Origin of the sequence: Neobacillus terrisolis (assembly GCF_051233475.1) — a bacterium.
GTDB lineage: Bacteria > Bacillota > Bacilli > Bacillales > Cytobacillaceae > Bacillus_BU.
Map to the genome: position 1 here is coordinate 40,300 of NZ_JBKFGH010000030.1, position 24,391 is coordinate 64,690.

Consider the following 24,391-nt stretch of genomic DNA (forward strand, 5'->3'; position numbering starts at 1 on the left):
TCCTACCCTTCATCAATGATATCCTCACGGTTATTTAATCTATGTGCAACTGTTTCTGGTTGAACAGCAGATAAAATTACATGATCGCTATCCATAATCATCACGGCGCGTGTCCGTCTGCCGTAAGTAGCATCAATCAAAGACCCACGTTCTCTGGCATCTTGGATAATTCGCTTAATCGGTGCGGATTCGGGACTTACGATAGAAATTATTCGGTTAGCGGAAACAATATTGCCAAAACCGATATTAATTAATTTGATCCCCATGATAATCCCCCTATTATCTAAATTATTCTTACCGCGGGCATCTCTCCCTAAACCGCTCTATTCAATATTCTGAACTTGTTCTTTTATTTTCTCGATTAAGCTCTTCATTTCAACCACTTCCGCAGCTATGGATGAATCATTCGATTTGGAACCAATTGTATTTACCTCTCGGTTCATTTCTTGAACAAGAAAATCAAGCTTTCTTCCAACTGGTTCATCAAGCAACAATATTTTCTCAAATTGCTGAATGTGACTATTTAATCTTTTCAACTCTTCATTGATATCTACTTTTTCAGCAAAGATCGCTACTTCGGTTAAGATTCTCACATCATCAATTTGCCCAGCGAGAAATTCCTGCATTCGTTTTGTCAATCTTTCCTTATATTGTGAAACGACAACAGGAGTATATTCCTTGAGCTGGATTAGGCGGTTCTTCATTTGCGATATATGATCAGAAATGTCTTGTTGCAAGGCTTCTCCTTCAACCTGTCTCATTTGCTTAAGCCCTAGGACTGCATCTTCAACAGCTGAAATGACCAAGCTTTCAAGCTCATCATTTTCCTCTTCATATTCTTCAATACTAATCATTTCTTCTCGGGCTACGAGTTCCTTCAAAGAAATAGTATCAGTCAATCCGTATTTTTGTTTAATCGAGTTTATGTATTGATAATATTCATCTAGAAGAGCCCAATCAATATGGACCTTACGATTCGTTATCGCTTCACCGGACAACGTCACAAATACTTCGACTCTTCCTCTAAGTATATGTTCACTAAGTTTCTTTTTCAATTTATCTTCTATTTTTAATAGTTGTCTTGGCATTCGAAAATTAAATTCACAAAAACGGTGGTTTACCGTCTTTACTTCAACAGTAATGGAGCATCGTTCGGACTCCTTTTTACTGCGACCAAAACCTGTCATGCTTACGACCATTTACCACACATCCAATCTATGAAGAAAATCAAAAAAGCGGGAAAAGAAAAATTGTTGATACCAAACTGATATGTATGAAATAAAGAAAAGCGTAAGCGCCCGGGTAGCGCACGACAGGACTGGAGCACACCGACTGAGATAAAGGAAACACGAAGAGCGAAGCGATTCGATGTTGACTTATCGTAGGGAGGTGGGCGAAGTCCGCTGGGCGCTGAAGCTAGACACTTAAAGAAAAGGTAATAGAGACTCCCCTATTACCTTTTGGATTATATCATACTTTATTTTGTTTTTCTTGCGAAAAATGAACCTGCTAGTAAAAAAGTTGGAATCGAGGATAAAGCAGTAATTAAGAACCAATCTCTTAGCTTAATGGGAACGGTATGGAATATTGGCTGTAACGGTGGATAGTAGATGACCACAAGCATTAATACCAACGATGAAATAACCGCAAATACTAAGTACTTATTCCCAAATGGATTTCTGGATAAAACAGAACGCTCGCTTCGGCAATCAAAAACATGAATTAACTGTGCCATTACTAGGGCAGCAAAAGCAACAGTCTGGGCATAAGCAAGATTAGATGGATCCCGATAGGTTGTAATAAAGGCGACTAAGGTTACTACCCCAATTAGGAACCCTCTTGAAATAACCTTCCAGCCTAAGCCCCTTGCAAATACGCCCTCCTTTGGACTGCGGGGTTTTCGTTTCATTACATTTTCTTCAGGCTGATCTAAGCCCAGTGCCATTGCCGGCAAACCATCCGTAACGAGATTCACCCATAAAATTTGAATCGGAACTAATGGTAACGGCAAGCCCATCAACATCGCAAACAGCATGACTAATATTTCACCGACATTTGAAGCCAGCAAGTAGCGAATAAACTTACGAATATTTTCATAGATGTTACGGCCTTCCTTAATCGCTGCTTTAATCGTTGCAAAATTATCATCAAGGAGAACGAGCGATGATGCTTCCTTCGCTACATCCGTTCCGGTTATCCCCATTGCTACACCAATATCAGCTGCTTTTATTGCCGGGGCATCGTTTACTCCGTCCCCAGTCATCGCCACGACATGTCCTCGGTTTTGCAAGGCCTTAACGATCTTCAGCTTATGCTCAGGAGATACTCGTGCAAAAACAGAGACATCCTCCACCACTTCCTCAAGCTCATCGATCGACATATCTGACAAAGCTTTCCCTTCCATCACTTTGCTTTTTCCAGTAAGGATGCCAAGTTGCTTGGCAATCGCTTTCGCGGTAATGATATGATCACCTGTTATCATCACCGTTTTGATTCCAGCTTCACGACATTCCTTAACCGCCTGTTTTACTTCAGGACGAGGCGGGTCAATCATTCCCTGTAAACCAATAAAGATTAAATCCTTCTCTGCCTCTGTTTCATGTAAAATCACTGTATTTTCAGGGATTGGCTTAAAGCCGATTGCGATATTTCGCAGCGCTTGTGAAGCCAAGTCATTGATGGCAGTTTGAACGGTCAGCTTTGTTTCCGTAGAAAGATACTGGGTTCGATTATCCGAAAGGATCGATTGACATTTTCCCAACAGCACATCAGGAGCACCCTTTGTTACAATAAATTGTTTTCCGCTCTGATCTTTTACTACCACACTCATCATTTTTCTCGTTGAATCAAAAGGGAATTCATGAACGATTTCAAACTGATTTAATAATTGCTTTCGATCATAACCAGCTTTCATGGCCGCAACAAGTAATGCGCCCTCTGTTGGATCTCCATCAATAATGTAGTCATTATTTTTCTGCGCTATTTCGGCATGATTGCAGAGCATTCCAAACATCAGCATTTGTTGTAGAGCTTTTTCATTATTAAGGCTAATCGGCTGGTCCTTATGATAAAAGGTTCCCTTAGGCTCATAACCAACACCATCAACTGTCCAAAACTTGCCTCCGCTCCATAAATGGGTAACGGTCATTTTGTTTTGGGTCATCGTTCCGGTTTTATCTGAGCAAATAACCGAGGCACAGCCAAGTGTTTCCACGGCTGGCAGCTTACGAACGATGGCATTTTTCTTTATCATCCTTTGAACCCCTAAGCTCAAAGCAACGGTAACGATCGCTGGCAGTCCTTCCGGAATGGCTGCCACTGCCAGAGAAACGCCAGCTAAAAACATTGTATAAAGATCATGCCCCTGCATGACACCCAATACAACGACAAGGACTGTTAATAAAAGGGCCGCGATAATTAATATTTTTCCTAATTGTTCCAAACGGCGCTGTAAAGGGGTATCCATTGTTTCCGCATTTTGCAGAAGGTTGGCAATTTGCCCCATTGCCGTTTTCATTCCTGTTGCACATACAACCCCAATTCCACTGCCTCTCGTTACCATCGTACCCATGAATGCCATATTTTCTAAATCGCCAATTCCGATGTTTTCTTCGTGTTTTAACGAGTCTGTATGTTTTTGAACCGGCAAGGATTCTCCCGTTAAAGCCGATTCCTCAATCTCTAAACTTTTTGAGTCTATTAATCTTACATCAGCACCAATGCGATCCCCGCTTACAAATTTAATGATGTCCCCTGGTACGATTTCTTTGGAAGGAATCTTAACCCAACTTCCACCCCGCAATACGGTAACTTGAGGGGCTGATAATTCCTTTAATGCTTGCAGCGACTTTTCTGCTTTTCTTTCTTGAAAAAAGCCAAGAAATCCATTGACAATAACGATGGCAATAATCGCAATCGCATCAATATACTCACCTAATAATCCCGAAATTAATGTGGCAGCAAGAAGAACCAGTACCATGAAGTCTTTAAATTGACTTAAAAAAAGAAGCAAGGCGGATTGCTTTTCCCCTTCTTCGAGTTCATTATATCCGTACTGTTTTCTACGTTTTTTCACATCTTCTTCGGATAATCCTAAAGATAGGTCGGTGTTTAACGCTTCTTCTACATCATTTCTACTCATTTCATGGAACTTCATCCGGCCATCTCACTTCCTCCTTATATATACAAACAAACATATCTAAGTAAAGCTTATTCAGACTCGTCCAAAAAAATGATATGATAATTAGAAAAGCGGCTATGCCGCTGTACATAAAGAAAAGGATGTAATAAACATGTCTTTTGATGGATTATTTACGAGAGCGATAACGAACGAACTTACCCTTGCCCTTAAAGGGGGCAGAATTAATAAAATACATCAACCTTTTCCTAATGAACTGCTATTGGTGATCAGGGCGAACGGAAAAAACCACCGTCTTCTATTGTCCATCCACCCAAGCTACGCCAGAGTTCAATTGACAAATGAGACGTATGAAAATCCTAATGAACCACCGATGTTCTGCATGCTCATGCGCAAGCATTTGGAAGGCTTTATTTTAGAAGATATCCACCAGGTTGAACTCGATCGAATCATCGTTTTCGAGGTAAAAGGAAGAAACGAGCTTGGAGATCTTTCTTATAAACAGTTAATTGTAGAAATAATGGGACGCCACAGCAATGTAATTTTAGTAGATAAAGAACGGCAAATCATTCTAGACAGCATTAAACATGTTTCTTTTGCTGTGAATACACACCGGGCTATTTTACCTGGTCAGCCTTACATTCTTCCGCCAAAACAGGATAAGCTGAATCCGTTCCAGCTGAATGAAGAGGAAATTCTAAGAAAGCTGGATTTCAATGCAGGCAAGCTCGATCAACAGTTGGTCCACGGCTTTGCTGGGATTTCACCTCTATTTGCAAAAGAGGTGGTTTTTCAAGCTGGTTTAGCCAATCGGTTAACCTTGCCAAAAACCTTCATGACGATGATGAGCAATATCGAAAAGCATCGCTATAGCCCAGCAATTACTATGAGCGAAGGGAAAGAATCATTTTATTTATTTCCACTGGGGTACGTAAACGGGGAGTCTAAATCATTTGCTAGCTTAAGTGAAATGCTGGATCGTTTTTATTTTGGAAAAGCACAAAGAGACCGCGTTAAGCAGCAGGCAACCGACCTATTGCGTTTTATTATTAATGAAAAAGAAAAAAATGAAAAAAAGATTGGAAAATTAGAAACAACGATAAGTGAGGCTGAAAAAGCCAATGAATATCAGCTATATGGCGAATTGTTAACCGCAAATTTATTCGCTGTTAAAAAAGGAATGAAACAAATTGAGGTTATCAATTACTATGATGAAAACGGGGCAAGCTTAACGATTCCGCTTGATCCCCAAAAAAGTCCTTCGGAAAATGCGCAAAGACATTTTAGTAAATACCAAAAAGCAAAGAACGCTTTAGAGATCGTGAAACAGCAAATTGACCTGGCACAGGAAGAGGTGGCCTATTTCGACTCACTGCTCCAGCAAGTTGAAGCAGCCTCCACGAAAGATATTGAAGAAATTCGCGAGGAATTAGTAGAGGGCGGCTACATTCGTGATCGGCGTAAACGCCAGCATAAAAAGCCACAATCCACCAAACCTGTTTTGGATTTTTACGTTTCCACAGATGGGACCGAGATGATTGTTGGTAAAAATAATAAACAAAATGACTATTTGACGAATAAATTAGCAGCAAGGGATGATGTTTGGCTCCACACAAAGGATATCCCTGGATCCCATGTTGTGATTCGCAGTAAAGCCCCTTCAGAGGAGACGATTCTTGAAGCGGCAAAACTTGCGGCCTATTACAGCAAGGCACGAACTTCAAGCTCTGTCCCTGTTGACTATACTTTGGTCCGCCATGTTAAAAAACCGAGCGGAGCAAAGCCGGGCTTTGTCATTTATGACCATCAACAGACCGTTTATGTGACTCCTAGTGAAGAACTGGTGTTGAAATTAAAAAAATAACCAAAAATGCTGGCTATTAAAGTCAGCATTTTTTTTGATACATAATTTCTTTGTTTTTCTGCACCCTATTTTTTAGGAGGTGGCGGATATGACCGAACCACAGCAACCAGGAAGTAAAGATTTGCCTGATTTTAAAGAGCTAAATGATCGGGTTATCGCTAACCATTCAAACGGCCCGTTTTTAGTCATTAAAACTAATCTCGATCCAAAGGATGCAACCGAAAATAATCCATACTATCAGAACAAGGACCAAACCGATCGACAGGCTTTCTTAGATTTCTTCGAGGAGTAGATGCTTGGATGGATAAAACATTAGGATATTTACGAGAAATTTTATCAAATTATACAGATCAATATGATATAGGGAAAAGGATTTATAAAAAGCTAGTCGGTCATAATTTCCATGGTGAAGGAGCTTTTGTAAAAGCTCTAGACCAGGAGGAAATTGATTTTTTGGACCGCATTCTCCCGGATGAGATCAATTACGCCAAGGAAGAGCAGGACTCAGAACGTGCGCGGCAGTTAAATGAGGTTTATGAGCTGCTTTTTTAAGTAGTTTGAGTGGACCTTTCTGGTTTATTTGCCATTTTGGGAGTTTTATTTGCCGATTTGGGAGTTTTATTTGCCAAAAATTACTTTTTATTTGCCAGTTCTCGATTTGTATTTGCTAAAATTGAGGTTTTATTTGCCGATGACACAATCCAGACACAATATCAATTGCAAAAAAGAGGATAAACCCACCACACACACTAGGTTTATCCTCTCCTCAATTTAATTATTAAGCAAACTGCTTGCCCCATTCGGCTGGGTCGACGCGCCATGCAGCAAGTGTCGCCATATCAGCCTCACGAACATACCCTTTTGCTTCAGCCACCTCAGCCAAAGTCGTAAAATCCGTTAAGGAAAATGCCTTAACCCCGGCTTCCGCAAGCATTTCTTCACCCTTTGCCAGCTGGTATGTAAAGATGGAAACGACACCGAGCACCTCACAACCGGCTTCACGCAAAGCTTCAACAGCGGTAATCACGCTGCCGCCAGTGGAAATTAAATCTTCGACCACAACTACCTTCTGTCCTTCTGAAACCCGACCTTCAATTTGATTGCCCTTGCCATGCCCCTTCGCCTTCGAGCGAACATAGCACATTGGTAAATCAAGCAAATCGCTCACCCATGCCGCATGCGGAATCCCTGCAGTTGCAGTCCCTGCAATTACTTCGACACCAGAAAAATGTTCGACAATCAATTCCTTTAAACCATTGGCGATTTCCTTACGAACCTCAGGAAAAGATAAAGTTAATCTATTATCACAGTAGATTGGCGAACGAAGGCCTGAAGCCCATGTGAACGGGTCGTTCGGTTGCAATGCTACTGCTTCTATTTCTAATAATCTTTCAGCAATTAAACGTTTCATGTTAAACTTACCCCTTCCCATGCTCTCTTGATTTGAAAATAGCTTTCAACCGGGTCAGCTGCTTGTGTAATCGGTCGTCCCACCACAATCGCAGAAACCCCGGCCTGCTTCGCCGTTTCCGGAGTTGCAATGCGCTTTTGATCCTGCACAGCATCTGTGCTTAATCGAATACCTGGGGTTACCGTTAAAAAGTCAGGTCCTAAGCTAGAACGAATCTTTCCTGCCTCCCAAGTTGAACAGACTACTCCGTCCATTCCTGAACCTTGAGCCAAACCGGCATAATGAAGCACCGATTCCTCAATCGAAACCGGAATCAGCTGCTCGGACTGCATTTGTTGTTCAGATGTACTTGTCAACTGCGTGACCGCGATACATTTTGGCCGGACCAATCCAGAAGAAGTACCTGCTTCTAAGCCTTCAATGGCAGCCGTCATCATGGCGCTGCCGCCAGCGGCATGAACATTGACCAAATCAGCGCCAAGTCGAGCAAGACCTTTCATTGCTTTGTTAACCGTGTTTGGGATATCGTGAAGCTTTAAATCAAGAAATACTTGATGGTTTTTATCCTTTAATTCGGTGACAATTGATGGTCCTTCCTGATAAAACAATTCCATTCCTACTTTTACAAAAAGCGATTCGCTATCGTCAAACCGTTCAAGAAACTGGAATACTTGCTGCTTGGATGCAAAATCAAGCGCGATGATGAGTGAGTTGTTCATGTCGTCCCCAGCTCCTTCCGGTACATTCTGAAATATGGTCATAGCCTAATTTTTTCAATAAAGCAGGCAATTCCTCAATAATGGTTGGGCACACAAATGGGTCAACGAAATTTGCCGTTCCGACCGCTACCGCACTAGCCCCAGCGTAGAAGAATTCGATGACATCCTCAGCCGATTGAATACCGCCCATGCCGATGATTGGAATCGAGACGTTTTGGCTGACATCATGAATCATTCGGATCGCAACCGGCTTAATCGCAGGGCCTGAAAGTCCACCAGTGCGGTTCGCAAGAATTGGCTTCGCCGTTTTCAAATCAAGCTTCATTCCAAGCAGAGTATTGATCATGGTTAATCCGTCTGCTCCGCCTGCTTCAACCGCCTTCGCAATTTCAACAATATTGGTTACATTTGGAGAAAGCTTCACATAGACTGGAACACTCGAAACTTCCTTTACCAATTTTGTTAACCGTTTAGCTGTCTCAGGACAAGTCCCGAACGCGATTCCGCCTGTTTTCACATTAGGGCAAGAGATGTTCAGTTCCAAGGCATGTACGTTTGGTGCCGTGGAAATTTCCCGGGCAACTTCGACATAATCCTCTTCCTTTGAACCAGCGACATTCGCGATAATCGGCACAGAAAACCGTTCTGCAAGCCATGGCAGCTCTTGCGCCATTACTTTTTCTAAGCCGGGATTTTGTAAGCCAATCGCATTCAGCATACCTGCTTCCGTTTCAGCTACCCTTGGTGTCGGATTGCCAAAGCGAGGTTCGCTTGTTGTTGCCTTAATCATGATTGCCCCAAGTTGATCAAGATCAAATAACTGACTGTATTCTTTACCAAAGCCAAAGCATCCTGATGCCGGCATAACTGGATTTTTTAACGATATACCTGGTAATTCAATGTTTAAGGAACTCAAATGACTACCTCCCCTGCCCGAAAAACAGGCCCGTCAGTACAAACTTTCTTATAAGTATGGCCATCCGGATTGTCTCCTGTATGGCATACACAGGCAAAGCATGCGCCAATGCCGCAGCCCATTCGTTCTTCAAGCGATAAAAACACTTTTTGATTTGGAAAGCCTGTTTCTAATGCTCGTAACATTGGCGTGGGTCCACATGCATAAAGAGTATCAAACTCAATTCCTTCACTCTTAATAACATCTGTCACAAACCCGCGGTGACCATGGCTTCCATCCACAGTAGCGACAAAGGTTGCACCAAGAGCTGAGAATTTATTTTCATAAAAAACAACATTTTCATTTTGGAAGCCAAGGATGTGAATCACCTTGACTCCCTTCTTTACTAATTGCTTCGACAATTCATATAGCGGAGGGACGCCGATGCCTCCCCCAACTAATAGTGCGGTTTCGCCTGCGTTCGTTTCTTCAACTGGAAAACCATGGCCGAGCGGGCCTAACACATCAACCGAATCACCGCTTTTTTTCAGAGCCAAAAGCGACGTTCCCTTTGCCTCTTTGCGATAAATCATCGTAAATTGTTTATTCTGTTTATCAATATTAGAAATGCTAATTGGTCTTCTTAATAATGGATCAATTGCGTCTGCCACCTTCAAGTGAACAAACTGCCCAGGCTCATTCATATCGAGCACCATATCTCCTTGTAACGTTAGCTCATATATGGATTCTGCAATTTCGTGCTGTTCGATAACGATACATAGTTCTTTTTTGATCACATTAAGACCGCCTTTCGGACCTCAGGTGCACCTTCCATTGCATCTGCAGAGAAGGTCATTGATTCAATTACTCGGAGGATTGCATCTGCTGTATCCAATGATGTCAAACATGGAATTCCATTTTCAACTGATTCACGGCGAATCCGGAAGCCATCACGTTCTGGTTGTTTTCCTCTTGTAAAGGTATTGATAACTAGCTGCGCTTCTCCCTTACGAATTACATCAAGTAAATTCGAATCATTCGAATCGATTTTTTGGACAACCATAGCCGGGATACTGTTTTCTTGTAAGTAAGCGGCCGTTCCACTTGTTGCTAAAAGCTGATAGCCGATTGATGCAAAGCGTTTGGCAAGCTGCAAGGCTTCTGCCTTGTCTTTATCAGCTACGGTTAACAACACGGTTCCCGTTTTTTGAATATTCATTTTGGCAGCTACAAAGCCTTTGTATAGTGCTTTTTCAAAGGTTAAGTCTTTACCCATGACTTCCCCAGTTGATTTCATTTCAGGTCCAAGCGTGATGTCAACACGACGGAGCTTTTCAAATGAGAAGACTGGAACTTTGACATATACGCCTTTCTTTTCCGGAACTAAACCAGATTCATAACCTTGGTTTGCAAGGCTGTGACCTAGTATCACCTTTGTTGCGATGTTCGCCATCGGCACGTTTGTGATTTTACTTAGGAATGGTACAGTCCTACTAGAACGTGGGTTAACTTCAATGACGAATACATCTTCACCAGCAACCACGTACTGGATATTGAGAAGTCCAACGATCCCTAAACCTTTTGCAAGCTTCTCTGTGTACTCAATTAATTTTGCTTTGACTCCACTAGAGATTTTTTGTGGAGGATACACGGCGATTGAATCCCCTGAGTGAACTCCGGCACGCTCGATATGCTCCATAATTCCAGGGATGACAACATCCTTACCGTCACAAATCGCATCCACTTCGATTTCTTTTCCTGTTACATAGCGGTCGATTAGGATTGGATCAGAATTTTCTTTAACCGCATTTTTCATGTAATATCTTAATTCATCTTCTTTATTTACGATTTCCATTGCTCTTCCTCCTAGTACATAAGAAGGACGAACAAGAACCGGATAACCGATTTCGGTCGCAACCGCAACCGCTTCTTCTACAGTTAAAGCCGTTTTCCCTTTAGGCTGTGGAATGCCAAGCTGTGATAGAGCACTTTCGAATTGATTGCGGTCTTCAGTTCGGTCAAGATTTTCTAATGTAGTACCTAAAATCTTAACGCCTCTTTCCACTAATTGACCTGCAAGATTAATGGCTGTTTGGCCACCGAATTGGACTATAACGCCTTCAGGCTTTTCCAAATCGATAATGTGCATTACATCTTCTATCGTTAGTGGCTCAAAGTAAAGCTTATCTGAAATACTGAAGTCGGTCGAAACTGTTTCAGGGTTGTTATTAATAATAATCGCTTCATAACCTGCTTCCTTGATCGCCCATACAGCATGAACAGTGGAATAATCAAACTCAATCCCTTGACCGATGCGGATTGGCCCAGAGCCTAGGACGATTACGCTTTTACGATCCGTTACAAGTGATTCATTTTCTTCTTCATAGGTTCCATAGAAGTATGGTGTTTCCGATTCAAACTCCGCTGCACATGTATCAACCGTTTTATAAACAGGAACGATTCCAGCTTGAGTTCTCCAGTTATAAACATCTATTTCTTTCGCATTCCATTTTGCCGCTAAGGTTTTATCGGAGTAACCCATTTCTTTCGCTTTTCTGGTTACTTCTTCATCAAAGGCGTTCTGCTCGACAACCGTATCAAATTGAATGATTCCTTCAAACTTCTTTAGGAAAAATAGATCAATTTTTGACCATTCATGAATCGTTTCAATTGTAACACCGCGTTTAAGTGCCTCAGCAAGATAGAATAGGCGTTCATCTCCTGCTTTACGGATGCGTTTTTCAATTAACTCATCACTCATTTGGTCTGCTTCTTTAAGCTCAAAGTGATAGATTTTTGCCTCTAATGAACGAATCGCTTTTAATAACGATTCCTCAAAAGTACGGCCAATCGCCATAACCTCACCCGTTGCTTTCATTTGCGTGCCAAGCAAGCGGTTTGCTGATTCAAATTTATCAAATGGCCAGCGTGGAATCTTTGTTACGATATAATCCAATGCTGGTTCAAAGCAAGCATAGGTTTTACCTGTTACCGGATTCATCATTTCATCAAGCGTTAAGCCAACCGCAATTTTGGCAGCAAGCTTTGCAATTGGATAACCAGTTGCTTTAGATGCTAGTGCAGAGGAACGGCTTACCCGCGGATTTACTTCAATGATGTAGTAATTGAAGCTGTCTGGGTCAAGTGCTAATTGAACGTTACAGCCGCCTTCAATTCCTAAGGCACGAATGATTTTTAACGATACATTTCGGAGCATTTGGTATTCGCGGTCACTTAACGTTTGGCTTGGCGCTACAACGATGGAGTCGCCTGTGTGAATTCCAACTGGGTCAATGTTTTCCATGTTACAAACCACGATAGCATTGTCGTTACGATCACGCATCACTTCATATTCAATCTCTTTAAAGCCGGCAATACTTTTCTCTAATAAGCACTGATTTACCGGACTGTTTTTTAATCCGCTTGTAACGATTTCAATCAACTCGGCTTCGTTATGGCAAATCCCGCCGCCTGTTCCACCTAGGGTATAGGCAGGACGTACGATGATTGGATACCCAACTTCTCCAACAAAACGGTATGCTTCTTCTAAGCTATGAACGATATCACTTTCAGGGACAGGCTCGCTAAGTTCATTCATTAAATCTCTGAACAACTCGCGATCTTCTGCTTTCTTAATCGCTGATAATTTCGTTCCTAATATTTCGACATTTAATTCTTCTAGAATGCCGGACTCGGCCAATTGAACGGCTAAGTTTAATCCCGTTTGTCCTCCTAATGTCGGTACAAGCGCATCAGGACGTTCTTTACGGATAACTCTTGAAACAAACTCGACTGTAAGTGGCTCGATGTATACGGCATCGGCAATTTCAGTGTCTGTCATAATCGTTGCCGGGTTAGAGTTTACAAGAATAACGCGGTAGCCTTCTTCTTTAAGTGCCATACAGGCTTGAGTACCAGCATAGTCAAACTCAGCCGCTTGGCCGATGATTATCGGACCGGATCCAATCACTAAAATACTATTTATATCGGTACGTTTAGGCATTGTTTAGCACTCTCCCGTTCTCTTGTTTGTGTTGATCAATTAATTTTAAGAAACGATCAAATAATCCGTTCGTATCCTCAGGTCCAGGTGAAGCCTCAGGATGGAATTGAACTGTAAAAGCAGGGAATTCTTTGTGTTTTAAGCCCTCAACAGTTCCATCATTTAAGGCAATATGGGTTACTTCAAGGTTTGTTCCAGAAATCGATTCTTCTTCAACTGTATACCCGTGATTTTGTGAAGTTAAGGCCACTTTCCCTGTTGTTAAGTCCTTAACAGGGTGATTCGAGCCTCTGTGTCCAAACTTCATTTTTTCCGTGTTTGCACCGCATGACAGTGCAAATAATTGATGGCCTAGACAAATACCGAAGATTGGCACTTTTCCAAGTAGTCCAGCAATCATTTCTCTCGCTTCAGGGACACTTTTTGGATCCCCAGGTCCATTCGATAGCATGACGCCATCTGGGCTTAATTGCAAAATTTGCTCAGCGGTGAAGGAATAAGGAACAACAATTACGTCACAGTCGCGCTGATTTAATTCTCGTAAAATACCATGTTTCATCCCAAAGTCGACTAAAACCACTCTGTTTCCTCTACCTGGGCTCGCATAAGGTGCTAAAGTTGAAACCTGTTTAACTTGATCATTAGGAAGATCGCTTCCACGTAATTTTTCGAGCACAGCTGACGCATCTTCGTCAATGCTGCAAATTGCTCCCTTTAATGTTCCGTGATTACGGATAATTCTTGTTAATTTTCTTGTATCGATACCCGCGATTCCCGGGATATTTTTCATTTTAAAATAACCATTAAGCGTCATTTCATTGCGCCAGTTTGAAGGAAAGTCACTTGCTTCCTTAACAATAAATCCTTTAATTGCAGGTTGAATCGACTCAAAATCATCGCGATTAATCCCATAGTTCCCAATTAACGGGTATGTGAGTGTTACAATTTGACCACAATACGATGGATCCGAAAGAATTTCCTGATATCCTGTCATACCTGTGTTAAACACGACCTCGCCGATCGTATCCACTTCACTTCCAAATCCTTCCCCAATCATGATGGTTCCGTCTTCGAGTATCAATTGTCTTTTCATCTCTCCACCCTCTCCTTTTTCCATGCGATTTCACCTTCGACGATCGTTAGAACCGGCCAGCCCTTACATTCCCAGCCGTCAAACGGCGTGTTTTTCCCCTTAGAGAGGAAATTAGTTGAATCAATCGCCTCTAGATGCTGTAAATCTAGTAAAACTAAATCGGCATATGCTCCCACTTCCACTTTTCCATATGGAAGCCCGAATGCCTCAGCAGGCTTTATTGTTAAGAAATCAATTAATTCTTTGATTGTGATGATTCCTGTTTCGACAAAATGAGTGTACAAAAGCGGAAATGCTGTTTCTAGTCCAACAATTCCAAATGGAGCCAGCTGCATCCCTTCCCTTTTTTCCTCAGCAGTATGTGGAGCATGATCGGTTGCGATGAAATCGATCGTTCCATCTAACAGCCCTTCAATTAATGCTTTTTTGTCTTCAAGTCCTCGAAGTGGAGGGTTCATTTTGTAATTGGCATCCAAACCTGGGATATCCTCTTCACTTAATAGTAGATGATGAGGTGTTACTTCAGCGGTTACGTTAATTCCGGCGCGCTTGGCATCCCTTACCGTTCTTACTGATTCCTTTGTACTAATATGGCAAACATGATAGTGACATCCTGCTGCTTCAGCTAACAGTACATCACGGGCAATATGTACCGACTCACAAACCGATGGGATACCATTTAAGGAGTTGGCTTGTGAAAATTTCCCTTCATGCACACAGCCCTTATTGATTAATGAATTATCTTCACAGTGAGCAACGATGGCCATGTCTATTTTAGCTGCTTCTTTCATCGCTTCAAGCATCATTCCTGCTTCCTGAATGCCAACACCGTCATCAGTAAACGCAAACGCTCCGGCTGCTTTTAACTCTGCAAAATTAGTCAGTTCCTGTCCAAGCTCCCTAACTGAAATAGACGCATAGGGAAGAACTCGTACCGCTGCTGTTTCTTTTATTCGGTTATTTAGCCACTCCAATTGTTCCTTTGAATCCGGAACTGGTCTTGTATTCGGCATCGCTGCTAAAGTGGTAAACCCGCCCTTTGCCGCAGCAAGAGTTCCTGTTTCGATCGTTTCCTTCTTCTCTCCACCAGGTTCACGGAGATGGACATGGAGGTCGATGAATCCTGGGGCAATTAACAAACCTTCCGCATCAACGACTTCTTCAGCATTTCTAGTAATCTCTTGACTAATTTCAACAATTTTCCCATTTTCTATTAAAATATCTGCTTTGCTTACACTACCATCCTCAGTAAGCAACTGACCATTTTTGATGATGACTGACATTCTCACTACCCCCTTGTGATGTTTCAATAACTCGTTTTAAAACTGCCATCCTAACATAAACACCATTTTCCATTTGCTTAAAAATTCTTGATCGCTTGCATTCAACGAGTGAATCCGCAATCTCCACACCTCGATTTACCGGTGCAGGATGCATAATGATGCTATTTTGTTTCATCCTTTGTTCTCTTTGCTCTGTTAAACCGTATTGAAGATGATACTCTTGCAAATTTTCAGTTTCTGATCCACTATGTCGTTCGTGCTGGATTCTTAACAGCATGACGACATCGGATGTCGAAATCGCTTCATCTATCGGTTCAATTATACACCCTGGCGGGATTTCTTCATCAAACCATGCCTCTGGTCCGGAAAAAACAACCTGAGCCCCAAGCCGGACAAGGGCATCAGCATTTGATCTTGCCACGCGGCTATGTCTGATATCACCGATAATGGCTACTTTTAATCCAGCAAACTTACCAAACTCCTGCTGGATAGTTAATAAGTCCAGTAATGACTGGGTAGGATGATGACCGCAGCCATCACCGGCATTAATGACAGACAGCTTAAACTTATTTTGCAGCTGTTCAAAATAGCGATCTTGTTCATGGCGAATGACTACGGCATCAAGGCCAATCGACTCTAATGTACGAACTGTATCGTATAAAGTTTCCCCTTTTAACACACTTGACCGCCCTGCTTCAAACGGGATTACCTGTAATCCTAATTTTCTTTCTGCCATTTCAAAGCTGCTTTTTGTTCTTGTGCTTGGTTCAAAAAAAAGGTTCGCCACATATGTAGGCTTCTCCGGTGTCCATTGTTTCCCTTCTGCAAAGAGCTGTGCATCATTCAATATTTGTCTAATATCATCAGTTGAAAGCTCCGTTGTAGTTAGTAAATTACTCATTTACACCCATCTCCTCGGTTTAAAATGTCACCAGAATACTTACAAAAAAACACCCAGATTTTGAATAATCTGGGTGTCGTTAAGAAATTTCGCGAAAGAAACCAAACGAGTACCAACACTCATTTCGGATTCTCCATTTCAACACCCTTTCAAGTCTCTCTGGACCTAATTAAAAGGTAGTTTAAGCTACATCATTTTTTTCAATTTCAAACATATCTTCTTTTGCTTCTTCTCTACCAGGAAGAATCAGGTTTAATAAAACCCCGATAATCGCTGCAAGTGCCATCCCCTGAATTTGGAATTGCTCACTTACTTTTATAAATGCTCCACCAATCCCAATCACAAGGATGACAGAAGAGATCACTAAGTTTCGGTTATTTCCAAAATCCACTTTACTATCGACAAGCATTCTTAATCCTGAGGATGCGATAATTCCAAACAATAGGATCGAGACACCGCCCATAACCGGTGTTGGAATCGTCGAAATTAATGCTGTTATTTTCCCAACAAATCCGAAGATTGTTGCAATCACAGCCGCTCCGGCTAAGACGTAAACACTGTAAACTCTTGTGATGGCTAATACTCCGATATTTTCACCGTATGTTGTTTTTGGCGGTCCACCAATCAAACCGGAAATCATTGTTGCCATACCGTCTCCTAAAATCGAACGGTGTAAGCCTGGATTTTTAATATAATCGCGACCAACAACTTTACTAAGAACGAGCTGATGTCCGATATGTTCTGATAAGGTAACGATTGCTACTGGAACCATAAGAAGAATAATATCTAATGTTATTTTAACTTTATAATCGACAAAAGGGAAAATAAAATCTGGCATTTCAAACCAGTCTGCTTTTTGAACTGGTGAAAAATCAACTGCACCAACTGCAAGGGCATATATATATCCTACCACTATTCCTGCTAAAATTGGCACAAGGCTCAGCATTCCACGCATGTAGATTGTAAAAACGATGGTTGCTGCTAAAGTTACTAACGCGATTGAAAAGTGCAGTAAGCTATATTCACCTTGAGGATTATTCATTGCCATACTAACTGCTGTGCCTGATAATGCTAAACCGATTACGACAATTACTGGACCAACTACGATTGGCGGAAGTAAATTCATAATCCAGCGATAACCCGCTTTTTTTATAACAAGGGCTACTAACCCATATACGAAACCAGCTAAAAATGTTCCAATCATAGCGCCGCCAGGACCACCGGTTGCTTTTGCAGCAATGACTGGGGCGATAAACGCAAAGGATGAACCAAGGTATGCAGGCACTTGCCATTTCGTAATAATCAGAAATGCGAGTGTGCCTAAACCACTTGAAATGAGGGCAATGGCAGGGCTCAAGCCCACTAAATACGGCACAAGAATCGTTGCGCCAAACATTGCAAATAAGTGTTGGAGACTTAATGTTAACCATTTTCCAGGTGTCGGTCTTTCGTTGATGTCTAATACAGGTCTACTCATACTATCTCTCCTTTAAATAATAACCCTCTTCTGCCTTTGGCAAAAGAGGGCGTAAGCTTTGGCAAACACAATGGTAGTGTGTTTTGCCTCCCCCCCTTTCGCCAGCCTCACAGGACTGCATTAAAAGGGCTATTTTATTTGTCGTAAATACTTACTTGATCCATTTCATCCACTTCAGTTAATTCCACCACAATTTTTTCAGAGCTTGATGTCGGAATATTTTTACCAACATAATCCGCTCTAATCGGTAATTCTCGATGGCCCCGATCAACTAACACTGCAAGTTGAACTGCTGCCGGACGTCCGATATCAATGATTGCGTCAATTGCTGCACGAACCGTTCGGCCTGTAAATAAAACATCATCCACTAAGATCACAATCTGATTGTTAATATCGATGGGAATATTGTTTCCTTTTACTAGCGGCTCCTCGTCTTGTGTTATTTTTGTCAAATCATCTCGATATAATGTAATATCGATCTCCCCAACCGGGACTTTTGATCCTTCGATTTGTTCAATTCTTTCACTTAATCGATCAGCTAAATAAATTCCTCTTGTACGAATCCCAACTAAAACACAGTTTTTTATTCCTTTATTTCTTTCAATAATTTCATGGGCAATTCTTGTTAGCGCTCTGCGGATCGCTTGTTCATCTAAGACAATCGCTTTCTGGGTCATCGTGATCCCCCTTTGTGAAAGTAAAAAACCCTCTCACCGTATTGGCGAGAGGGTTTACGAACACAACAAGTTGCTCCTGTGGTTATGGTAATTTGATCCACCAGGATATCCGTTTCCTTCTCAGCCTCACGGGACTGTATTAAAGGTTCATTTAACTATTGTTATCTTAAAATAAGAGTCGAACTTTGTCAACAATTATTTCTAAGCTGTTCTAAAACCGCCTCAAAGACCGCTGGAAGCGGTGCTTCAAATTGCAAAAACTCATCAGTACGCGGGTGATTAAAGCCTAGAACACCGGCATGGAGAGCCTGCCCATCAAGGTCGATCGTTTTTTTCGGACCATATTTTGGGTCCCCAGCTAATGGATAACCAATATATTTCATATGAACACGGATTTGGTGCGTTCTTCCTGTTTCAAGCTGACATTCAATAAAAGTAAAATCTCCAAAGCGTTCTAAAACATGAAAATGAGTGACCGCATTTTTTCCATTATCCACGACAGTCATACTTTGTCTATCTCTTGGATCACGGCCAAGCGGTGCATCGATCGTACCATATTCATGAGGAATATTCCCATGGACAATCGCTTTATATTTTCGAACAACCGTTTTGTTTACTAACTGATTTACTAAGCTTTCATGAGCCAGATCATTTTTGGCAACCATTAATAATCCTGAAGTGTCCTTATCAATCCGATGAACAATTCCCGGACGGAGAACTCCGTTAATACCGGATAAATCCTTACAATGTGCCATAAGCCCATTCACTAGTGTGCCACTTAAATGCCCGGGCGCCGGATGGACAACCATCCCCCGCGGTTTATTTACAACGAGAACATCTTGATCCTCATAATAAATATCTAGATTCATTTCTTCAGGCTCAACATCTAAATTCTCAGGCTCCGGAATGTCCACGGTCAATTCATCGTGGAGACTGCATTTATAGTTCGTTTTGACCTGGGCTCCATTGACGAGGACATGCCCATCTTTAATCCACTGCTGAACTTGCGTCCGTGACCATTCCTGATTTAAACCAGAGATCACCTTATCGATTCGCGCGTTTTTCTCTTCCTCGCGAACAGTATATGTTATTGTATCCATTAAATTACCCCTTTAATTTTCGATCTTCCATTAACATTTGAATCATTAACAAAATAACACCAATGACTAAAGCAGAGTCTGCAATATTAAAGACCGGGAAGTCGTAGCCAAAAATATAGGTGTTAATAAAATCAACGACCTCTTTTCGAAATACCCTATCAATAAAATTGCCAATTGCTCCTCCGAGCATAAGTCCAAGCGAAACTCCCAATAACCATTTTCCTTTTACAGCCTTCTGAATATAGAAAACGATACCAATGATGACGATTACTGTAATGACATAGAAAAACCACATTTGTCCTTGTAAAATTCCCCATGCAGCACCGCGGTTTCGATGTGAGGTTATATAAAGGAAATTTTCAATCATCTCGATACTTTCACCAATCTCAAGATTTTTGACAATTAACCATTTAGTCATTTGGTCAAGAATAATCACAAACAAAGCTATTATGTAATAAAACACAAAGGCACCCTCCAACTCTCACAGATGTATACCTCTGCATTTTAGCATACTCCAGAAAAAAACGATATTTAATTCATTAAAATCGGTTTTCGAAAAAAATAACCTAGAACTTCCATTTCGTTAATTGTTTTGATGGTAGGGATCACTTCAAGAACTTCATATGGAATCAGTTCACCTGATATTTCGCACTTTCCGTATGTCCCAGTCATCATTTTGGACAAGGCTGTGTCTATGTCATCGATCTCTTCATTAATAAAGGACTGAACGACTGGCGAGCCTTCACTATTGTTCATTCCGGCTAATAATTCCTCTTTTGTTTTACGGAGTTCGGAATAGAGCTTTTCATAATTTGCTTCCATATCTATACCTCCGTTACGGTTAATTGTTTTTATTATGACCGGAACGTTTGATTGCACACGTTAAAACTATTGACAATTGGAACAACAAATGGTAAGAGCGGAATCTCTGCTTGTTAGTTTATTTTTAGGTCTCACGCCTGTTGTTGTGACCGCTTTGGCGTATTTCTGTTGGTTTTGGTCACATGACCACTTCATGTGACCACTTTCGCGATATTTCCTTTCGGTTTTGGTCACATGACCACTTCATGTGACCGCTTCGACCATTTTCCCCCTCCAATTTGGTTGCATAAACATAAATAAGGCTGACCCCGTCGGAGCCAGCCTCATTTTTATTTTTTATCCAGCGTAATTTTCCTTAACAACTGTGGCACAACGAGGGCAAAGTGTTGGATGCTCTGCGTCTTGACCGACTTCAGTTGTGACAATCCAACAACGCTCACAAGTTTCGCCTTCTGCTTTTGAAACAACAATCGCAGCATGATCCAATTTACTTGCATTCTCTGGTGCATCCGCAAACGTACCAGCTACTTCGAAACCAGATACGATAAAGAGCTGCATTAAATTCTCATCAATTGAATTCAGCAATTCTCTTGTCTCTTCATTAACATAAAGAGTCACTTTAGCTGTTAAAGACTTACCGATTACTTTTTCATTTCTTGCTTCTTCTAACGCTTTTAACACATCATCCCGAAGCTTCATAAATAATGACCATTTCTCCTCTAGCTTTTGAGCATTTGGAAGTTCCTTATATTCAGGAAGGTCTGTTAATTGAACACTCTCTTCTGTTGCAGAAGGGATATAACTCCAAACCTCGTCTGCAGTATGAGGGAGAATCGGTGTAACCAATTTAACAAGTGCAATCAAGCTTTCGTGTAGAACAGTTTGAATCGAACGTCGCTCTAAATTATCACTTGCTTCAATGTAAAGCACGTCTTTAGCGAAATCTAAGTAAAAAGCACTTAAATCTAAAGTACAGAAATTATTAACAGTGTGATAAATCCCTGCAAACTCATAATTTTCATAAGCTTGTCGCACAGACTTAATGACCTTGTTTAGCTTCACAAGCATAAATTGGTCAACCTCACGAAGCTGGTCATAAGGAACCGCATCCGTAGCAGGGTTAAAATCAGCAAGATTTCCTAACAAGAAACGGAACGTATTGCGGATTTTACGATATACTTCAGCAACTTGCTTTAAGATGGCATCTGATACACGAACATCTGCTTGATAATCAACAGATGCAACCCATAGTCGCAAAATGTCTGCTCCAAGCTGTTGCATTACTTTTGCTGGTACAACAACATTCCCAATCGACTTACTCATTTTTCTGCCTTCACCATCAAGGGCAAAGCCATGACTTAGCACGCCTTTATATGGCGCCTTCCCAGTAACAGCTACACCAGTAGATAAAGAAGAGTTAAACCAACCGCGATATTGGTCTGATCCTTCTAAATAAAGATCAGCCGGACGCTGCAGGTCATCACGTTCTTCCAACACAGCCTGGTGCGAAGAACCGGAATCAAACCAAACGTCCATAATATCAGTTTCCTTCGTAAATGTTCCATTTGGACTTCCTGGGTGAGTAAATCCTTCTGGAAGAAGGTCTTTTGTTTCACGCTCAAACCAAATATTGGATCCATGCTCACGGAACAATGCAGAAACATGGTTGATCGTTTCATCTGTAATAATTGGTTCACCGTTTTCTGCGTAAAACACAGGAATTGGTACACCCCAAGCACGTTGACGAGAAATACACCAATCGCCGCGGTCCCGAACCATATTAAATAGACGTGTTTCGCCCCATTCTGGAACCCATTTTGTTTCCTTAATCGCCTCTAAAAGCTCAGAACGGAAATCTTTAATAGAGGCAAACCATTGTGCAGTTGCCCGGAAAATAACCGGCTTCTTCGTTCTCCAGTCATGTGGATAGGAGTGAGTAATAAATGAAAGCTTTAATAAAGCTCCATTTTCTTCAAGCTTTTCTGTAATTGGCTTATTGGCATTCTCATAAAATAACCCTTCAAAGCCTGGTGCTTCATGTGTCATATGCCCTTTATCATCAACAGGATTTAAGACATCCAATCCGTATTTTTGACCGACATGGAAGTCATCTTCCCCGTGACCTGGAGCAGTATGAACACACCCAGTACCAGCATCGGTTGTAACATGCTCACCAAGCATAACAAGAGAATCACGGCCATAAAGCGGGTGAAGCGCAATAATATATTCCAATTCGCTACCTTTTACTTTTTTCACAACAGCAGGATTTTCCCAACCTACTTCGTTCGTAACCGATTCTAATAAAGCCTCTGCAACCAAATATTTGGCACCGCCAGCTTCAACGACTACATACGTAAGGTCAGGGTGAACTGAAATACCTAGGTTAGCTGGGATCGTCCAAGGAGTTGTTGTCCAGATGACAATTTTTGTATCAGAGTCCAACACGCCTTTTCCGTCTTTAACATTAAAGCCAACATAAATGGAAGCTGATCGCTTATCCTGGTATTCAATTTCAGCTTCAGCTAGGGCAGATTCACTTGAAGGAGACCAATAAACAGGCTTCAATCCTTTATAAATATAGCCTTTTTTAGCCATCTCACCAAAAACTTTAATTTGCTGTGCTTCATACTCAGGTTTCAATGTGATATATGGGTTTTCCCAATCACCTCGAACGCCCAGTCGTTTAAATTGAACACGCTGATTATCGATTTGCTCATAAGCGTATTGCTCACAAAGCTTCCGGAATTCAGCAACGGTCATTTCCTTACGCTTAACTCCCTTGTTTGTTAGCGCCTGTTCAATAGGTAAACCGTGTGTATCCCAGCCAGGGACATATGGTGCCTGAAAACCGCTCATCGATTTGTAACGAACGATAAAATCTTTAAGAATTTTGTTTAAGGCATGCCCCATATGGATGTCTCCGTTTGCATACGGAGGTCCGTCGTGCAATACAAACATTGGTCTGCCTTTTGTTCTTTCTTGTACTTTTTGATAGATGTCCATTTCTTCCCATTGTTGTTGCATATCTGGCTCGCGTTTGGGAAGATTCCCACGCATCGGAAATTCCGTTTGCGGCATCAATAATGTATCTTTATAATCCATTCCTTTTCCTCCTAGGAAATAATTTTTTAGTTAGTGATCAATTAAAAAAATCCAACAAAAAAAACCTTCGCATCCCAAAAAGGGACGAGAAGGTTTCCCGCGGTACCACCCTAATTGACAGATCAATTTCATGAATCTGTCCTCTAGATTTTCGTAACGTGAAAATACGCCAAGGCTTACTTCCCAATCGGATGGGGTTCAACCTGGAACTCAAGGGTGATTTTTCGTATTTTCCGCTTTCCCAGGCTTCCACCATCCCTGAGTCGCTTAAAAAGCAAATGAAAAAACGTACTGTCCCTGTCATCGTCAATTAATTATACATAAAGCTTGCGATAGCTTTTATTTTATGACATTATATGCGATTTACAATCCGTTCGTCAAGCTAACGAATCTTCTTCTGCTGCTTTTAATTCAGCTGCATCTAGTTCATATTCTAACAAATGATCCCAATCATCATTGTTTAATAGATCAAGTTGAGCTTCAATAAGCATTTTAAAACGTGTTCTGAAAACTTTTGACTGCTTCTTAAGATCCTCTATCTCTAAGGCAATTTTTCTAGCCTTTGAAAGCGATTCGTTTACAATTCGGTCAGCGTTCTTTTCCGCTTCCTTAATAATCAATTTTGCTTCCTTTTGGGCACTTCGTTTAACTTCTTCTCCAGCTTCTTGGGCAATAACAATCGATTTATTTAAGGTTTCTTCAATGCTCGAAAAATGGCCCAATCTTTCTGTTTGATCATTTAGCTTTTCTTCTAATTCCTTTTTTTCACGGATTAATAATTCGTAATCCTTAATCACCTGATCAAGGAATTCGTTTACTTCATCTTCATCATAGCCTCGAAATCCCTTGCTGAATTCTTTATTGTGTATATCTAATGGTGTTAACGGCATGACGCCACCTCCAAAT

Annotated in this window: 21 protein-coding genes and 1 other annotated feature; of the genes, 3 read left to right on the plus strand and 18 right to left on the minus strand. The window is 41.3% G+C overall.

Annotation, left to right across the window (positions count from 1 at the left end; translation table 11 throughout):
• Positions 1-2: 2 nt before the first annotated feature.
• The 3 genes from remA to ACI48O_RS18000 all read right to left on the minus strand — a co-directional run bounded on the left by remA (position 3) and on the right by ACI48O_RS18000 (position 4,156).
• Positions 3-266, minus strand: a complete 264-nt coding sequence (gene remA, locus ACI48O_RS17990; protein ID WP_435563234.1) for an extracellular matrix/biofilm regulator RemA — start codon at positions 264-266, stop codon at positions 3-5.
• Positions 267-323: 57 nt separating this feature from the next.
• A complete protein-coding gene (locus tag ACI48O_RS17995; protein WP_435563235.1) occupies positions 324-1,199 on the minus strand; it encodes a YicC/YloC family endoribonuclease in 876 nt (291 codons plus the stop codon).
• A gap of 278 nt (positions 1,200-1,477) precedes the next feature.
• Positions 1,478-4,156 carry a calcium-translocating P-type ATPase, SERCA-type gene (locus ACI48O_RS18000; protein WP_435563236.1) on the minus strand — a complete coding sequence of 893 codons (2,679 nt, stop codon included), beginning with the start codon at positions 4,154-4,156 and terminating at the stop codon, positions 1,478-1,480.
• Positions 4,157-4,292: 136 nt separating this feature from the next.
• Between ACI48O_RS18000 and ACI48O_RS18005 the strand changes: the two genes are divergently transcribed.
• From ACI48O_RS18005 to ACI48O_RS18015, 3 genes are all read left to right on the plus strand, one after another.
• Positions 4,293-6,002: an Rqc2 family fibronectin-binding protein gene (locus ACI48O_RS18005; RefSeq protein WP_435563237.1), complete on the plus strand. Its 1,710-nt coding sequence runs from the start codon at positions 4,293-4,295 to the stop codon at positions 6,000-6,002.
• Positions 6,003-6,090: 88 nt separating this feature from the next.
• Positions 6,091-6,294: a hypothetical protein gene (locus ACI48O_RS18010; RefSeq protein ID WP_435563238.1), complete on the plus strand. Its 204-nt coding sequence runs from the start codon at positions 6,091-6,093 to the stop codon at positions 6,292-6,294.
• Positions 6,295-6,302: 8 nt separating this feature from the next.
• Positions 6,303-6,554, plus strand: a complete 252-nt coding sequence (locus ACI48O_RS18015) for a sigma-G-dependent sporulation-specific acid-soluble spore protein CsgA (protein ID WP_435563239.1) — start codon at positions 6,303-6,305, stop codon at positions 6,552-6,554.
• Positions 6,555-6,780: 226 nt separating this feature from the next.
• Here ACI48O_RS18015 and pyrE read toward each other — a convergent pair whose 3' ends face one another.
• The 15 genes from pyrE to ACI48O_RS18090 all read right to left on the minus strand — a co-directional run bounded on the left by pyrE (position 6,781) and on the right by ACI48O_RS18090 (position 24,375).
• Complete coding sequence (pyrE, locus tag ACI48O_RS18020) at positions 6,781-7,413, minus strand: orotate phosphoribosyltransferase (RefSeq protein ID WP_435563240.1); 633 nt, start codon at positions 7,411-7,413, stop codon at positions 6,781-6,783.
• Positions 7,410-8,132, minus strand: a complete 723-nt coding sequence (gene pyrF, locus ACI48O_RS18025; protein WP_435563241.1) for an orotidine-5'-phosphate decarboxylase — start codon at positions 8,130-8,132, stop codon at positions 7,410-7,412. Before pyrF ends, pyrE begins: the two co-directional genes overlap by 4 nt.
• Positions 8,104-9,048, minus strand: coding sequence for a dihydroorotate dehydrogenase (locus ACI48O_RS18030; protein ID WP_435563242.1), 945 nt, complete (start codon positions 9,046-9,048; stop codon positions 8,104-8,106). The genes pyrF and ACI48O_RS18030 overlap by 29 nt, the downstream gene beginning before the upstream one ends.
• Positions 9,045-9,824, minus strand: coding sequence for a dihydroorotate dehydrogenase electron transfer subunit (locus ACI48O_RS18035; RefSeq protein WP_435563243.1), 780 nt, complete (start codon positions 9,822-9,824; stop codon positions 9,045-9,047). Before ACI48O_RS18035 ends, ACI48O_RS18030 begins: the two co-directional genes overlap by 4 nt.
• Positions 9,821-13,030 carry a carbamoyl-phosphate synthase large subunit gene (gene carB / locus ACI48O_RS18040; RefSeq protein ID WP_435563244.1) on the minus strand — a complete coding sequence of 1,070 codons (3,210 nt, stop codon included), beginning with the start codon at positions 13,028-13,030 and terminating at the stop codon, positions 9,821-9,823. Before carB ends, ACI48O_RS18035 begins: the two co-directional genes overlap by 4 nt.
• Positions 13,023-14,123: a carbamoyl phosphate synthase small subunit gene (locus tag ACI48O_RS18045; protein WP_435563291.1), complete on the minus strand. Its 1,101-nt coding sequence runs from the start codon at positions 14,121-14,123 to the stop codon at positions 13,023-13,025. Before ACI48O_RS18045 ends, carB begins: the two co-directional genes overlap by 8 nt.
• Positions 14,120-15,406, minus strand: a complete 1,287-nt coding sequence (locus ACI48O_RS18050; RefSeq protein WP_435563245.1) for a dihydroorotase — start codon at positions 15,404-15,406, stop codon at positions 14,120-14,122. Before ACI48O_RS18050 ends, ACI48O_RS18045 begins: the two co-directional genes overlap by 4 nt.
• Positions 15,369-16,307 (minus strand): aspartate carbamoyltransferase catalytic subunit, encoded by a 939-nt coding sequence (locus ACI48O_RS18055; RefSeq protein ID WP_435563246.1) that lies wholly within the window; start codon positions 16,305-16,307, stop codon positions 15,369-15,371. The genes ACI48O_RS18050 and ACI48O_RS18055 overlap by 38 nt, the downstream gene beginning before the upstream one ends.
• Before the next feature lie 181 nt (positions 16,308-16,488).
• Positions 16,489-17,784: a solute carrier family 23 protein gene (locus ACI48O_RS18060; RefSeq protein WP_435563247.1), complete on the minus strand. Its 1,296-nt coding sequence runs from the start codon at positions 17,782-17,784 to the stop codon at positions 16,489-16,491.
• Positions 17,785-17,918: 134 nt separating this feature from the next.
• Positions 17,919-18,461: a bifunctional pyr operon transcriptional regulator/uracil phosphoribosyltransferase PyrR gene (pyrR, locus tag ACI48O_RS18065; protein ID WP_435563248.1), complete on the minus strand. Its 543-nt coding sequence runs from the start codon at positions 18,459-18,461 to the stop codon at positions 17,919-17,921.
• Positions 18,462-18,649: 188 nt separating this feature from the next.
• Positions 18,650-19,561, minus strand: a complete 912-nt coding sequence (locus ACI48O_RS18070; RefSeq protein WP_435563249.1) for an RluA family pseudouridine synthase — start codon at positions 19,559-19,561, stop codon at positions 18,650-18,652.
• Positions 19,562-19,565: 4 nt separating this feature from the next.
• Positions 19,566-20,024, minus strand: coding sequence for a signal peptidase II (gene lspA / locus ACI48O_RS18075; RefSeq protein ID WP_435563250.1), 459 nt, complete (start codon positions 20,022-20,024; stop codon positions 19,566-19,568).
• Between the two features lie 68 nt (positions 20,025-20,092).
• Positions 20,093-20,383: a TraR/DksA C4-type zinc finger protein gene (locus tag ACI48O_RS18080; protein ID WP_435563251.1), complete on the minus strand. Its 291-nt coding sequence runs from the start codon at positions 20,381-20,383 to the stop codon at positions 20,093-20,095.
• A 336-nt stretch (positions 20,384-20,719) separates the two neighbouring features.
• Positions 20,720-23,485 (minus strand): isoleucine--tRNA ligase, encoded by a 2,766-nt coding sequence (gene ileS / locus ACI48O_RS18085; RefSeq protein WP_435563252.1) that lies wholly within the window; start codon positions 23,483-23,485, stop codon positions 20,720-20,722.
• Positions 23,486-23,562: 77 nt separating this feature from the next.
• Positions 23,563-23,798: a binding site (T-box leader), on the minus strand.
• A gap of 64 nt (positions 23,799-23,862) precedes the next feature.
• A complete protein-coding gene (locus tag ACI48O_RS18090; RefSeq protein WP_435563253.1) occupies positions 23,863-24,375 on the minus strand; it encodes a DivIVA domain-containing protein in 513 nt (170 codons plus the stop codon).
• Positions 24,376-24,391: the final 16 nt, after the last annotated feature.